Below are 13,007 nucleotides of genomic sequence, written 5' to 3'. Positions count from 1 at the left end.
GCAGGTGGACCGATGTTTCGCAGCGGCCGGACCGCAACGCTCACCACCGCGGGGAGCACTCCCCCGGCCCTGGGCGCACGCAGGTATGCCGTGGCACCTGCTGGCGCCACGGCATACCGAACGCTGTGTCTGACGGGAGGGTCAGCGCAGGGCGACGTCCGCCCAGACGAGACGGTGGTCGCTCGTCGGGAACGGGAACACACCCGTGAGGCGGGACAGGGGGTCGGCCAGGACCGGCCAGAAGACGCCGGCGTCCTTCACGGTGAAGTGCTTCGACAGCAGCGTGTAGTCGACCCGGAGGTTGCCCGGTGCGCCGTCGGCGAAGTCGGCCGTGTCGTATCTGGGATCGCCCTCGTGGGTGAGGTTGGCGCCGCCCTGGAGCCGAGCGGCCTCCACGGCGCCCTCGGACGTGGCCCTGGGGTCGACGATGCGCTTGTTCCCGAGCAGCTGGTGGATCGCGCCGTCGTAGGAGTCACCGTCGGCCGGGTCGGCGTTGTAGTCACCGAGGATGACGAAGCTCTCGCTGGGGTTGAGGCCACCGCGCGTGCCGGCGTCGTCGTAGATGTAGCGCCCCTGACCCGGGGTGACGTAGTCGGCCCAGAAGCGGATCTCGTCGTGGTTGCGGCGACCGTTGCGGTCCTCGGGGCCGTCGAAGGTCGGCGGTGTCGGGTGCGCCGCGAGGACGTGGACCGTGCGCTTGCCGACCGTGACCGGGACGTCCCAGTGCGACTTGCTCGAGAGCCGCAGGACGTCCTGCTCCGCCGGTGAGTACCAGTCGGTCGGGAGGACGTTGCCCGGCATGTCCTGCCACAGGAAGTTCTGGAACGTGCGCACCCCGTCGGTCTGGATCGGGTACTTGGAGAGGACGACCATGCCGTACTGGCCGGGGAAGAGGCCGAACCCGAAGGCGTCGTCGCCGCCGCCTACCGCGCCGTCGTTGTTGAGGTCGAAGCCGCTCGGGATGCCCGTGTTGGAGGGCGCGACGAAGGCGTAGGGGTACTCGACCGCGGCTGCCCCGTTGTGCGGCACCTCGAGGTAGTTGTCGCGGAAGAGGTCGACCGCCGCGCCGCCCTCCACGTAGTCGAACTCGTTGAGGAGGACGACGTCGGGGTTGGCGCGCTGGATGACCTCGGCGACCGCCTTGGCCTGGGCGTTGTCGGGCGTCGACAGGTCGCTCACCAGCTGGCCCGCGACGTTGCGGTTGAGCGAGAGGTTGTAGGTCGCGACGCGCAGCGACGTCCCACGGTCCGGCTGGGCCGAGGCGCTGGACGCGACGGTCATTGGCGCGATGGCGAGCAGGGCCGTGGCGCCGATCAGGGCGGCTCGGGTGAGGTTCATGGGTGGTTCCTCCGTCGGGTTTCAGGGGTCCGCCCAACCTAGTCATGCTCGCGGTCGAGGAGCACCTTCGAAGGTGAATGGCTCATGAACCTGTATGCCGTCCGGCTGGGCTCTCGAGACGGCGTGCCGCGGTGGACGGGCAGCTCACGACGACGGATGACCATGTCGACGACGACGAGGTTGGTGGCAAGGGCGAGCCACCGCGCGTAGGGGCCGGCTGCGGCAACGGCCGCCTCGGTGCCGGCCTGTGCGGAGACGAGGTGCAGGCCGACCATCACGGCACCCACGGCGAGGGCGGTGACCGGGACGAGCGTCACGGCATACAGGCGGGTCGTCCAACGGCGCGCGACCCCGAACGGTCCCTGAGCGATCCCTCGGACCGGCGTTCAGTCCAGGCAGAACTCGTTGCCCTCGGGGTCCTGCATGACGATGAACCCGGTCTCCATCGGCGGCTCCGGCTCGACCCGGCGGACGCGCTGCCCCCCCAGGTCCTGGAGTCGCTCGCACTCGGCCTCGAGCGCCGCCATCCGCTCGTCGCCCTCGAGGCCGGGGGCGATGCGGACGTCGAGGTGCACGCGGTTCTTGACGACCTTGGCCTCGGGAACCTGCTGGAAGAACACCCGGGGCCCCTTGCCGTCGGGATCCTCGGCTGCCGAGCGGGAGTTGTGCTGGTCCTCGGGCACACCGATCCTGGTGAGGAACTCGGTCCACGCGGCGAGCGGGTCGACGCCGTCTGGCAGTGCCGTGCCCGGCGGGCCCGGGATGACGTAGCCCAGGGCGGCAGCCCAGAAGGTGGACTGGGCGCGCGGGTCGTGGGCGTCGAAGGTGACCTGGATCGTGCGGCTCATGTCTCCACAGTGGCACCGGGGTCCGACAGGCTCAAGACAGGTCGAGGCGCATGAGGTCGTCGGCCGGGCGGAAGCCGAGCGCAGCGTAGAACGGGACCGACATCTTGCTCGGCGCCAGCACGATTCGCACCATCCCCTCGGCGCGGGCCCACTCGACGACAGCGTTCATGAGATCCGCGGCGATGCCCTGCCGGCGGTGCCCGGGCAGCACGAAGACGTTGGCGACGTAGATCCAGCGCGCGGATCCCCTTCCCGGGACCGGCATGCGTTCGAAGACGGCCGCGTTCGCCATCCCGACGGGTATGCCGTCCGCTCCCCTGGCGATCCACGCTCGCCTTCCAGCGCCGTTCGACTCCCACCAGGCACGCATCTCGTCAGCGAGCGCGAGCGCCTCGGCCTCGTCGGCTGCCGGCTTCCAAGCGAGGCGAAGCGTGATGACGTCGTCGAGGTCGGAGCTCGAGCGAGCCATCAGTTGGTGAACCGACCACCTATAGATGGTCGGTTCACCAATTGGTGGCTCGCTCGGCGGGGGAGGCAACGGTCAGGCGTGGGTGTGCTCGGCCATGCCGGCCTTGCCGGCGCCGAGGACAGTGAGCGGCAGGAGCGTCTTGCCGGTCGGGCCGATCTCGATCTCGGTCCCCAGCTGAGGGCACACGCCGCAGTCGAAGCACGGTGTCCAGCGGCAGTCGTCGACCTCGGTCTCGTCGAGCGAGTCGAGCCAGTCCTGCCAGAGCCACTCCTTGTCGAGGCCGGAGTCGACGACGTCCCAGGGCAGGAACTCGGACTCCTCACGCTCACGCGTGGTGTACCAGTCGACGTCGATCGGCCACTGGCTGGCGGCGAACGCCTTCTCGGCGGAGGCCATCCACAGCTCGTAGGAGAAGTGCTCGCTCCAGCCGTCGAAGCGACCGCCGTCGCGCCACACCTGCTCGATGACGGCGCCGACTCGTCGGTCACCACGCGAGAGCAGCCCTTCGACGATGCCGGGCTTGCCGTCGTGGTAGCGGAAGCCGATGGAGCTGCCGAAGCGACGGTCGGCGCGGATGGCGTCGCGGAGCTTGCCCAGCCTGGCGTCGGTCTCGTCGGCCGAGAGCTGCCCGACCCACTGGAAGGGAGTGTGCGGCTTGGGCACGAACCCACCGATCGACACGGTGCAGCGGATGTCCTTGCGGCCGCTGACCTGACGTCCGGTCTCGATGACCTTCTTGGCGAGCTCGGCGATCTGCAGGACGTCCTCGTCGGTCTCCGTCGGCAGGCCGCACATGAAGTAGAGCTTGACGTTGCGCCAGCCCGCGCCATAGGCCGCCGACACGGTCTTGATGAGGTCCTCCTCGGTGACCATCTTGTTGATGACCTTGCGGATCCGCTCGCTGCCACCCTCGGGCGCGAAGGTCAGGCCGGAGCGTCGACCGTTGCGGGTGAGCTCGTTGGCAAGGTCGATGTTGAAGGCGTCGACCCGGGTCGAGGGCAGCGACAGCCCGGTCTGGGTGCCTTCGTAGCGGTCGGCGAGGCCCTTGGTGAGGTCGGCGATCTCGGAGTGGTCGGCACTGGACAGCGACAGCAGCCCGACCTCCTCGAATCCTGTTGCGGCCAGGCCCTTCTCGACCATCTCGCCGATACCGGTGATGGAGCGCTCCCGCACCGGGCGGGTGATCATGCCCGCCTGGCAGAAGCGGCAACCACGGGTGCAGCCTCGGAAGATCTCGACCGACATGCGCTCGTGCACCGACTCCGCGAGCGGCACGAGCGGCTGCTTCGGGTAGGGCCACGCATCGAGGTCCATGACCGTGTGCTTGGACACGCGCCACGGCACGCCGGGCTCGGTCGGGGCGATGCGCTGGATCCGACCGTCCGGCAGGTAGGAGACGTCGTAGAACCCGGGGACGTAGACGCCGCCCGTGCTGGCAAGGCGCAGGAGCAGCTCACGGCGACCACCCGGCATACCCTCGCGCTTCCAGGCGGAGACGAGGGCGGTCACCATGAGGACCGCCTCCTCTCCGTCGCCGATGATCGCGGCGTCGATGAAGTCGGCGATCGTCTCGGGGTTGAAGGCGGCGTGGCCTCCGGCGATGACGAGAGGGTGACCGTCGGTGCGGTCACCCGCGTGCAGCGGGATGCCGCCGAGGTCGAGAGCGGTGAGAAGGTTGGTGTAGCCGAGCTCGGTGGAGAACGAGACCCCGAGCACGTCGAAGTCCCCGACCGCGCGGTGGGCGTCGACCGTGAACTGCGGCACGCCCTCCGCACGCATGAGAGCCTCCATGTCGGGCCACACGGCATACGTGCGCTCGCACAGCACGCCCTCGCGCTCGTTGAGGACCTCGTAGAGGATCATCGAGCCCTGGTTGGGGACGCCGACCTCGTAGGCGTCGGGGTACATGAGTGCCCACCTCACCGTGTGCTCACCACCGCAGTCCCAGTCCTTGACGGTGGAGTTGAGCTCGCCGCCGACGTACTGGATCGGCTTGCTCACCTGCTCGAGCAGGGGCTCGAGCAGGGGGAACAGGGAGTCGCCAGCAGTACGGGTGTGCATCCGCCAAGGGTACGTTCGCCGCGGGGCAGCCCAAAGTCGCGCGACACACTCTCGGCGTCCGGAGGCATGTAGGGGTATGACCACGAACGACATCGGACCGCCGGACCTGTTGCGGGTCCGCTTCGAGACGACCTACGACGCGACGTATGCCGCCGTGTTGCGTTTCGCGCAGCGGCGCGTCCACCCCTCCCACGCCGAGGACGTGGTCGCCGACGTCTTCGTCGTCGCCTGGCGGCGGATCGAGGACCTTCCGGTCGAGGCGGACGAGGCGCGGGCGTGGCTCTTCGGGGTCGCCCGTCGCATCCTGCTCTCGAGCCAGCGGGCGGAGCAGCGTCGGAGCGCCCTGACCGTCCGGATCGCCGACGACCAGGTCACGGGGCGGCTCACTGGCGACCTCGACGCCGACCTCGTCCTCCACCACGTCGACCTCGCCCGTGCGTGGCGGCGGCTCAGCCCGGTGCACCAGGAGTCGCTGGCGCTCGTCGTGTGGGACGACCTGACCTCCGTGCAGGCGGCCGAGGTGCTCGGCATCTCCCCGGTGGCCTTCCGCCTGCGGTTGAGCCGGGCGAGGCGGGTGCTGCGCCGCCACCTCGAGCCGAGCGCCCAGTCCCGCGTGACCGAACCTGCTGGACTCCCACGAAGGAGCACCTCATGAAGATTTTCGCACCCCTCACCGACGACCGCCTCGAGGCCGCGATCCGGGGGCTTGACCCGGTCTCGACCTTTTCGCTGGACGCCACGGAACAGCACCGGGCCGACGATCTCAAGGCCCGCATCCTCCTGTCGCGACCGGACGCCAACATCCTGGGTCGCCCCCCGGCCCCGGGTGAGGAAGTGCCGGTGCCGTCGCCGCGCCGTCGTCGGCGCCTCGCAGTGGTTGGAGGGGCGGTGGTGGCGATGACTTCTGGTCTGTTGGCTGCTCCCCTGCTTGGTGACGAGGAGCGCCGTCCGACAGCGTGGTCCGCGGTCCCCACCGCGCTGTCCGGCGACGACGCCCGCGAGCTCGGCGAGGACTGCCTGTCAACGGCCGAGAAACTCCACACGAGCAACAAGGAGAACAGGGGACCCGAAGGGCTCGAGTTCCCCCGGACGGATCCTTCGAACCGGAGCAGCGGCGTGCCATGCGGCTTGTCATCGGAGAGCGCCGCGGACCGTTCGACCTCGTCGTCCTGGGCAATGCCGCGGGCTACGAGCTCGCGTGCATGTCCTACGAGTCGGACGACCCGAACGTAGGTGGGGGCACCTACCCGCTGGCCGTCCCGCAACCGGCGTCGGTGTCCGTGACCGGGTCTGCGATGAGCTCGCCGAACACAGCAGACGGTCGCCCTGGGAGCGACTGCATGTCGGTGGTCGTGGGCCGAGTCGGTGAACAAGTCCGCGGCGTGCAGGTCTCCACGCCTGCCAGACAGGTCACGGCGAGTGTGTCGAACGGATGGTTCGTGGCGTCGTGGCCCGAGTGGGTCGGCTACCCGGACGACCCGTTCGCCCGCATCACGCTCACCCTCACCCTGGCCGATGGCACGACGACTCCCCCTGCGGACTACGACACCTTCGCGGGTCATGACGTGCCACCCGGCGAGGTCGGGTCCACCCCAGCACCGAGCTGAGCCGTGGACGGTGTCGGCGCGCGTGCCTACCGTGGGGTGATGGGACAGACACATCACGCCATCTCCTACATCGAGCTGGCCGCGAGTGACGTCGCGGCCGCCAAGGCCTTCTACGGCAGCGCCTTCGGGTGGGAGTTCACCGACTACGGCCCGGAGTACGCCGGGATCAAGGGTCCCGACGGCGAAGAGGTGGGCGGCCTCAACGGCACCGCCGACGCCCGGCCCGGCGGCCCGCTGGTGCTGCTCTACTCCGACGACCTCGCGGCCTCCGAGAAGGCCGTCGCCGACGCAGGAGGTTCGATCACCCAGGGGCCGTATGAGTACCCCGGTGGCCACCGCTTCCACTTCACCGACCCTGCCGGCAACGAGCTCGGCGTCTTCTCCACCAGCTGAACCACGCGCACACTGAGGTGGTGGACGCTGCGGACCGGGTGGCCGAGGCGATGGCCGCGTGGCCGCGCAGGGACTTCCTGCCCAGACGCGAGCGCCGGCACGCCGACCGTGACGGGCCCCTGCCGATCGGCCATGGTCAGACCAACTCGCAGCCGCGGACGGTCGCCGCGATGCTCGAGCTCCTCGACGTGCGCCGCGGCGACCGGATCCTCGACGTCGGGGCGGGTTCGGGCTGGAGCACCGCGCTCCTCGCCCACCTGACCGGTCCGTCGGGATCCGTGACCGGCGTCGAGCGGGTGCCCGAGCTGTGCGAGGTCGGCGCCGCCAACCTCGAACGCACGGGTATGCCGTGGGCCCACCTGACGCTCGCCACTCCCGGAGTGCTCGGGTCGCCGAACGAGGGCCCCTTCCACCGCATCCTCGTGTCGGCCGATGCACAGACCCTGCCCCGTGCCCTCGTCGAGCAGCTCGAACCCGGCGGCGTCATGGTGATCCCGGTGCTGGGCTGGATGCACCGGGTCACCCGGGACCTCGACGTGGTCGACGAACGGGGGCGGACGGCATACCCGGACGGACGACCCGGCGACGCCCGCGTCGAGATCCACGGCTCATACCGCTTCGTCCCCCTCGTCGAGGACTGACGAGGGGGACGACGACGGTGGTTCCTGAGGCGGCTGGTGGCTGTCAGCTGCCGGCGTAGAGGGCGTCGAGGTTGTCGCGGTAGCGCTCGGTGACGACCTTGCGCTTGAGCTTGAGGCTCGGGGTGAGCTCACCGCTGTCCACGGTGAGGTCGGACTCGAGGATCGAAAACTTCTTGATCTGCTCCCAGCGGTTGAGGCCGGCGTTGAGCTCGTCGATGTAGCCCTGGACCATGGCGCGCGCCTCGTCGGAGGTGACGATCTCGGCGTAGGTCTTGTCACCCATGCCGTTGGCGGCGGCCCAGCCTTGGATCGCGTCGGGATCGAGGGTGACCAGGGCGGTGACGAAGTTGCGATCCGCGCCGTGGACGATGAACTGGCTGAGGTAGGGGCACATGCCCTTGAACCTCGACTCGATGATCGAGGGCGCGACGTACTTGCCGTTGGACGTCTTGAAGAGGTCCTTCTTGCGGTCGGTGATCTTGAGGAACCCGCGCTCGTCGAGCTCACCGATGTCGCCGGTGTGGAACCACCCGTCGTCGCCCAGCACCTCAGCCGTGGCCTCGGGGTTGTTGTGGTAGCCGTTCATGACCCCGGGGCCCTTGAGCATGACCTCGCCGTCCTCGGCGATGCGGCACTCCAGGCCGGGGATGGCCCAGCCGACGGTGCCGTAGCGGTAGGCGTTGGGCCGGGCCACGAAGGCGGCGGCACTGGACTCGGTGAGGCCGTAGCCCTCGGCGACCTGCATGCCCATCGCGTCGAACCAGCGTGCGACGTCGACGTTGAAGCTTGCCGACCCCGAGATGAAGAAGCGGACCCGCCCGCCGAAGCGCTCCCGGATCTTGCTCATGATGATCTTGTCCGCGATGGCGTACTTGCGAGCCAGCATCCCGCTCGGGTTCTTGCCCTGCTCCCGCAGCTCGCTCACCTCGCGGCCGACGCCGGTGGCCCAGTTGAAGAGCTTGAGCTTGATGCCGCCCTCCTCCTCCATCATCATCGTGATCCGGCCGTAGGCCTTCTCGAAGATGCGGGGAGCCGCGCCCATGAAGGTGGGACGAACGACAGCGAGGTTGTCGACGATCTTGTCGATGCGACCGTCGATGGCCGTGGCGAAGCCGAGCTGCAGCGGGAAGGTCAGGAGCACCTTGCCGAAGACGTGGGCCAGCGGGAGCCAGAGGTACTGGAGGTCGCTCTCGTCGAGGATGTTCATCGCCTGGATCGCGGCGCCCTGGTAGGTCCAGGTGTCGTGCAGCAGCCGGACACCCTTGGGGCGGCCGGTCGTGCCGGAGGTGTAGATGATCGTGGCGAGCCGGTCCGGCGTGATGCTGTCGATGCGGGAGTCGATCAGCCCCGGGTCACGCGTGAGCCCGGACTGGCCCAGCCGCTCGAGGGCGTCGAGCGAGATGACCCAGTCGTCCTCACCGTCGGCGGCCTCGGCGTCGAACGTGACGACCTTGGCCAAACCCGGCACACCGTGGCGGATCCGCCGCAGCTTGGCCACCTGCTCGGCGTCCTGGGCGAAGACCACCTTGCTCTGCGAGTCGCTGAGGATGAACTGCACGTCGTCGTCGATCGTCGTCGGGTAGATCGTCGTCGTGACGCCACCACTCACCATGACCGAGAGGTCGGCGAGCGCCCACTCGTAGCAGGTGCCGGACGCCACGGCGACACGATCCTCCGGGCCCACCCCGAGGGCGACGAGCCCCGCGCCCAGCGCGTAGACGCGCTCCTTGACCTGCGCCCAGCTGACGTCCGCCCACTCGTCCGCACCGTCCGCGCCGGCCCCGACCTTGGCGTACATGAACGCCGTCTTGTCGGGAGTGGCGTTGACCCGTTCCCGGAAGAGGTGTCCGACGCTCTGGGAGCGGTTCTCGAGAAGGCTCTGGTCGATCGGCTCGTCGGCCGGCGAGTGGATCTGGGGCTGCGCTGTGAGCATCAGGGTGTCCTCGTCATTGGGGAAACTCGTTGCCGGATGTTCCCACAGTGCAGGCCCGTTGCGGGGCCGGTCACGACAAACGTGACCGACGGGTAACGGACGTCTCGGCCACCGCGACGGGACGAGCGGTGACGGTCACACGCGGTCGCGGTGCCCCGCGGCATACGCCGCATTGACGACACCGACGGCGAGCCAGGACGCGAACATCGACGACCCGCCGTAGGACACGAACGGCAGCGGCAGGCCGGTGACCGGCGTGACCCCGAGGTTCATCCCGACGTTCTGGAAGACCTGGAAGGCGAGCCAGGTGCCCACCCCGACACCGACGAACCGGCCGAACGCGTCACCGGAGCGCCCGGCGACGACGAAGATGCGGATGACGATGAACGACAGCAGGACGAGAAGCCCGGCGGCACCGACGAAGCCGAGCTCCTCCCCCGCGACCGAGAAGATGAAGTCGTTGAGCTGGTAGGGGATGAAGCCGCCCTGGGTCTGACGGCCCTCCATGAAGCCCTGCCCGGACCAGCCCCCGGACCCGATGGCGAGCCGCACCTGCCGGGTCTGGTACCCGATGCCCTGCGGGTCGGCGCTCGGGTTCGCGAAGGCCAGGATCCGGTCGCGCTGGTAGCCGCTGAGCAGCGGTGTCGTGAGCGCGGCCACCACGAGGCCGACGGCAGCGAACCCGACACCGACGACCCAGCGCCGCGGCGCACCGGCGATGGCGATGACGACGAAGGCCAGCGCCCCGAGGACGACTGCCGAGCCGAGGTCGGGCTGCAGCATGATGAGCCCCACCGGCACCGCGGCGAGCACCCACCCGAGCGCGACGTCACGGTTGCTCGGCGCGACCCGGCGCTCCCACCGGTCGGCGAAGACGAAGGCGAGCACCAGTGCCAGACCCACCTTGGCGAACTCGGAGGGCTGCACGGTGAACCCCGCCACGACCGGGATCCACGACCGGGACCCGTTGATGGTCAGCCCGAGCGGCGTGAGGACCGCGACGAGTCCCAGCAGCGAGACTCCATAGAGCCACGGCGCGACGAGCCGCAGTCCGTGGTGACCGAGCCGGGTCACGCCTACGGCCAGCCCCACGCCGATGACCGTGTTGAGGAGGTGCCGGACGAGGTATGCCGTGCCGGCCGCCTCGTGTGTCGCTGACCAGACGAGCAGGGCGCCGACGAGGGACGTCCCCGCGGCTCCCACGAGGAGGCCGACGTCCTGTCGGAGCCACCGGCCCCGAAGCGTCAGGAGTGGACGATCTGGGTGAGCACCGCGCGGCACTGCTCGACGTCCTTGGCCATGGCGACGAGGAGGTCGTCGATGCTGTCGAAGCGCAGCGTGGGTCTGATGTGCTCGACGAACTCGACGACGACGCGCTCGTCATAGAGGTCGAGGTCGTCGCGGTCGAGCACATAGGCCTCCACGGTGCGGCGGTCCAGGGTGTCGAAGGTGGGGTTGGTGCCGATCGAGATGGCAGCCGGCATGGTGCGGTCCAGCTCGCCCTCCGCCAGGTCGAGGCGGGTGAGCCACCCGGCGTAGACACCTTCCGCGGGGACGAGCCCGGCGGAGTCCGGTGAGAGGTTCGCGGTCGGGTAGCCGAGCTCGCGTCCGCGGTGGTGGCCGTGGACGACGGTGCCGACGACCCGGTGGGGTCGGCCGAGGACCCGCGCCGCGGCGGTGACGTCACCCGCGGCGAGGGCGCGGCGCACCGAGGTGGACGACCAGCGCTCGCCGTCACCGACGTCCTCCAACGCCACGACGTCGAACCCGTGGATCTCCCCGAGCGCCCGCAGGGTCGTGACGTCGCCGGAGTTCTTGTGGCCGAACCGCGTGTCGACCCCCACGACGACGACCTCTGCCCGGAGCCCGTCGACGAACGTGTCGCGGACGAAGTCCTCGGGCGACTGCTGGGCGAACTCCTTGGTGAACTCCATGACGAGGAGGCCGTCGATACCCGTCGCCTCGAGCAGGTCGTCCCGGATCGGGCTCGACGTGATGCTCTCGGGTGCACGGTCGGGGTGTAGCACCGCGAGGGGGTGCGGGTCGAACGTCACGGCGACCGCGGGCAGGCCCCGCTCGCTGCCGATCTCGACGAGACGGGACAGGACCGCCTTGTGCCCACGGTGGACCCCGTCGAAGTTGCCGAGCGTGACGACGCAGGGCCGCAGCTCGTCGGGCGTCTCGGCGGGGTCGGTGAAGCGGTGCACGGTGGACACTCTACGAAGTCGCCGGGGCGAACACGACGTGGCTCCGCGCTGTGGCCCGGGACTCGTCGAGCATCGCGACGAGAGTGCCGTCGGGAGCGAAGGCCGCCACGGGCTCGAGACGCCCGGGCTCCGCGGACGGAAGCTCTGCCCGTAGCCGATGGTGCGGGCCTCGTCGGCGGTGAGCTCGCGAGCCACGAACCCCGCGCGGGCCGCGTCGGCGAGCGGGATGACCGGCATCGGCTCACCCTGCCGTGCCTCCAGGTCGACCAGCGGGTATGCCGTATCGAGACCGAACCCTCCGACGCGCGTTCGCCTCAGGGCGGTGAGATGACCGGCCGACCCGAGGGCCGCGCCGAGGTCGCGTGCGAGTGCCCGGACGTAGGTGCCCGACGACACGGTGACCTCGACGTCCACGTCGACGATCTCGAGGTCCTGCGCGTCATCGCCGCGGAGGGTCGACCGGCGCATCGCGCCGATGTCGAAGCGGGACACCGTCACCGGCCGCGCAGGCAGGTCGACGCTCTCCCCCGCCCGGGCCCGGTGGTAGGAGCGCTGACCCTTGACCTTGATCGCACTCACCGAGCTGGGGACCTGCTCGATGTCACCGGTGAGCGTGGCGACCGCAGCGGCGACGGCATCGTCGGTGAGGTCCCCTGCACCGGGGGCGCTGGTCACGTCGCCCTCCGCGTCGTCGGTGAGCGTGGCCTGCCCGAGGCGGATCGTCGCGGTGTAGCCCTTGTCGCAGCCGACGAGGAAGGTCAGCAGCTTCGTCGCCCGGCCCACGCCGAGGACGAGCACGCCGGTGGCCATCGGGTCGAGGGTTCCGGCGTGCCCCACCTTGCGGGTGTTGCACAGCCGACGGGCGCGGGCCACGACGTCGTGACTCGTCCAGTCACGGGGCTTGTCGACGACGAGGAGCCCGTCGACCGTGTCACTCACGCGCGGTCGGTGCCGCTGGTCCCGGCGGTGCCGGTGGCCGGCTCGACCTCTGTCTCATCCTGTGCCTCGTCGGCGTCGTCGGCGTCGTCGGCATCCGGCGCGTCGTCGTGGCGGTAGGGGTCGGGGTCGCCGGCGTGCTTGGCACCGGCAGCAGCGGCGGCGACGGCGGCGTCACGCTCGCGGGCCTCCTGGAGGAGGACCTCGAGGTGGGCGGCCGTCTCGGGGATGGCGTCCGCGATGAACTCGAGGGAGGGCGTGAGGCGGATGCCGAGGTTCTTGCCGACGTGGCTGCGCAGCTTGCCCCGGTTCTCCTCGAGGAGGTAGGTCGTCTTGGCCCGCTGGGCGTCGTCGCCGAACACGGTGTAGAACACCGACGCGTGCTGGAGGTCGTTGGTCACGCGGACGTCGGTGATCGTCACGAACCCGAGGTCCGGGTCCTTGATGATCGAGCCCAGTCCTGCAGCGATGAGGGTCTTGATGCGGTCGGCGACCTTGCGGGCGCGTGCGGCGTCAGCCACGACAACTCCTTTGTGGATGAAAAGTGGTGCCCGCACACACTATGCGCGCGGCG

At 69.8% G+C, this 13,007-nt stretch carries 13 protein-coding genes and 1 pseudogene; 4 read left to right on the top strand and 10 right to left on the bottom strand.

Translation table 11 applies throughout. The features are described 5' to 3' along the window. Nucleotides 1-141 precede the first annotated feature (141 nt). The 5 genes from ACZZ98_RS15385 to ACZZ98_RS15365 all read right to left on the bottom strand — a co-directional run bounded on the left by ACZZ98_RS15385 (nt 142) and on the right by ACZZ98_RS15365 (nt 4,716). Nucleotides 142-1,338, bottom strand: coding sequence for an endonuclease/exonuclease/phosphatase family protein (locus ACZZ98_RS15385; RefSeq protein WP_463517064.1), 1,197 nt, complete (start codon nt 1,336-1,338; stop codon nt 142-144). Between the two features lie 38 nt (nt 1,339-1,376). Continuing rightward, a complete protein-coding gene (locus tag ACZZ98_RS15380; RefSeq protein WP_463517063.1) occupies nt 1,377-1,655 on the bottom strand; it encodes a hypothetical protein in 279 nt (92 codons plus the stop codon). A 69-nt stretch (nt 1,656-1,724) separates the two neighbouring features. Beyond that, nucleotides 1,725-2,186, bottom strand: coding sequence for a VOC family protein (locus ACZZ98_RS15375; protein ID WP_463517062.1), 462 nt, complete (start codon nt 2,184-2,186; stop codon nt 1,725-1,727). Between the two features lie 31 nt (nt 2,187-2,217). Next, entirely contained in the window at nt 2,218-2,655 is a 438-nt protein-coding gene (locus ACZZ98_RS15370) for a GNAT family N-acetyltransferase (RefSeq protein ID WP_463517061.1), read from the bottom strand. A gap of 72 nt (nt 2,656-2,727) precedes the next feature. After that, the gene (locus ACZZ98_RS15365; RefSeq protein ID WP_463517060.1) at nt 2,728-4,716 is read right to left on the bottom strand and encodes a TIGR03960 family B12-binding radical SAM protein; all 1,989 of its coding nucleotides are present in this window, start codon (nt 4,714-4,716) and stop codon (nt 2,728-2,730) included. A gap of 76 nt (nt 4,717-4,792) precedes the next feature. Between ACZZ98_RS15365 and ACZZ98_RS15360 the strand changes: the two genes are divergently transcribed. The 4 genes from ACZZ98_RS15360 to ACZZ98_RS15345 all read left to right on the top strand — a co-directional run bounded on the left by ACZZ98_RS15360 (nt 4,793) and on the right by ACZZ98_RS15345 (nt 7,357). Next, on the top strand, nt 4,793-5,371 hold the full coding sequence (locus ACZZ98_RS15360) for an RNA polymerase sigma factor (RefSeq protein ID WP_463517059.1): 579 nt from the start codon (nt 4,793-4,795) through the stop codon (nt 5,369-5,371). A gap of 466 nt (nt 5,372-5,837) precedes the next feature. After that, on the top strand, nt 5,838-6,323 hold the full coding sequence (locus tag ACZZ98_RS15355; RefSeq protein ID WP_463517058.1) for a hypothetical protein: 486 nt from the start codon (nt 5,838-5,840) through the stop codon (nt 6,321-6,323). Between the two features lie 39 nt (nt 6,324-6,362). After that, nucleotides 6,363-6,716: a VOC family protein gene (locus ACZZ98_RS15350; protein WP_463517057.1), complete on the top strand. Its 354-nt coding sequence runs from the start codon at nt 6,363-6,365 to the stop codon at nt 6,714-6,716. A gap of 20 nt (nt 6,717-6,736) precedes the next feature. Further along, entirely contained in the window at nt 6,737-7,357 is a 621-nt protein-coding gene (locus ACZZ98_RS15345; protein WP_463517056.1) for a protein-L-isoaspartate O-methyltransferase family protein, read from the top strand. A 43-nt stretch (nt 7,358-7,400) separates the two neighbouring features. Here ACZZ98_RS15345 and ACZZ98_RS15340 read toward each other — a convergent pair whose 3' ends face one another. From ACZZ98_RS15340 to rbfA, 5 genes and pseudogenes are all read right to left on the bottom strand, one after another. Continuing rightward, on the bottom strand, nt 7,401-9,290 hold the full coding sequence (locus tag ACZZ98_RS15340) for an AMP-dependent synthetase/ligase (protein ID WP_463517055.1): 1,890 nt from the start codon (nt 9,288-9,290) through the stop codon (nt 7,401-7,403). Nucleotides 9,291-9,425: 135 nt separating this feature from the next. Continuing rightward, nucleotides 9,426-10,571: an FtsW/RodA/SpoVE family cell cycle protein gene (locus tag ACZZ98_RS15335; RefSeq protein ID WP_463517054.1), complete on the bottom strand. Its 1,146-nt coding sequence runs from the start codon at nt 10,569-10,571 to the stop codon at nt 9,426-9,428. Beyond that, the gene (locus ACZZ98_RS15330) at nt 10,535-11,497 is read right to left on the bottom strand and encodes a bifunctional riboflavin kinase/FAD synthetase (RefSeq protein ID WP_463517053.1); all 963 of its coding nucleotides are present in this window, start codon (nt 11,495-11,497) and stop codon (nt 10,535-10,537) included. The genes ACZZ98_RS15335 and ACZZ98_RS15330 overlap by 37 nt, the downstream gene beginning before the upstream one ends. Nucleotides 11,498-11,507: 10 nt before the next feature. Beyond that, a pseudogene (truB, locus tag ACZZ98_RS15325) lies at nt 11,508-12,436 on the bottom strand (tRNA pseudouridine(55) synthase TruB). Then, entirely contained in the window at nt 12,433-12,954 is a 522-nt protein-coding gene (gene rbfA / locus ACZZ98_RS15320) for a 30S ribosome-binding factor RbfA (RefSeq protein ID WP_463517052.1), read from the bottom strand. The pseudogene truB and the gene rbfA overlap by 4 nt, the downstream one beginning before the upstream one ends. Nucleotides 12,955-13,007: the final 53 nt, after the last annotated feature.

This window comes from Knoellia sp. AC549 (assembly GCF_979258975.1).
Note: the sequence above shows the minus strand (reverse complement) of the source record. Positions and strands in the feature narration are given on the sequence as shown.

Bases quoted from the DNA above. Each gene is read 5' to 3' on its own strand.
- ACZZ98_RS15350 (WP_463517057.1), top strand. From the start codon at position 6,363: ATGGGACAGACACATCACGCCATCTCCTACATCGAGCTGGCCGCGAGT.
- ACZZ98_RS15360 (WP_463517059.1), top strand. From the start codon at position 4,793: ATGACCACGAACGACATCGGACCGCCGGACCTGTTGCGGGTCCGCTTC.
- ACZZ98_RS15370 (WP_463517061.1), bottom strand. From the start codon at position 2,655: ATGGCTCGCTCGAGCTCCGACCTCGACGACGTCATCACGCTTCGCCTC.
- ACZZ98_RS15340 (WP_463517055.1), bottom strand. From the start codon at position 9,290: ATGCTCACAGCGCAGCCCCAGATCCACTCGCCGGCCGACGAGCCGATC.
- ACZZ98_RS15375 (WP_463517062.1), bottom strand. From the start codon at position 2,186: ATGAGCCGCACGATCCAGGTCACCTTCGACGCCCACGACCCGCGCGCC.
- ACZZ98_RS15385 (WP_463517064.1), bottom strand. From the start codon at position 1,338: ATGAACCTCACCCGAGCCGCCCTGATCGGCGCCACGGCCCTGCTCGCC.
- ACZZ98_RS15355 (WP_463517058.1), top strand. From the start codon at position 5,838: ATGCGGCTTGTCATCGGAGAGCGCCGCGGACCGTTCGACCTCGTCGTC.
- ACZZ98_RS15365 (WP_463517060.1), bottom strand. From the start codon at position 4,716: ATGCACACCCGTACTGCTGGCGACTCCCTGTTCCCCCTGCTCGAGCCC.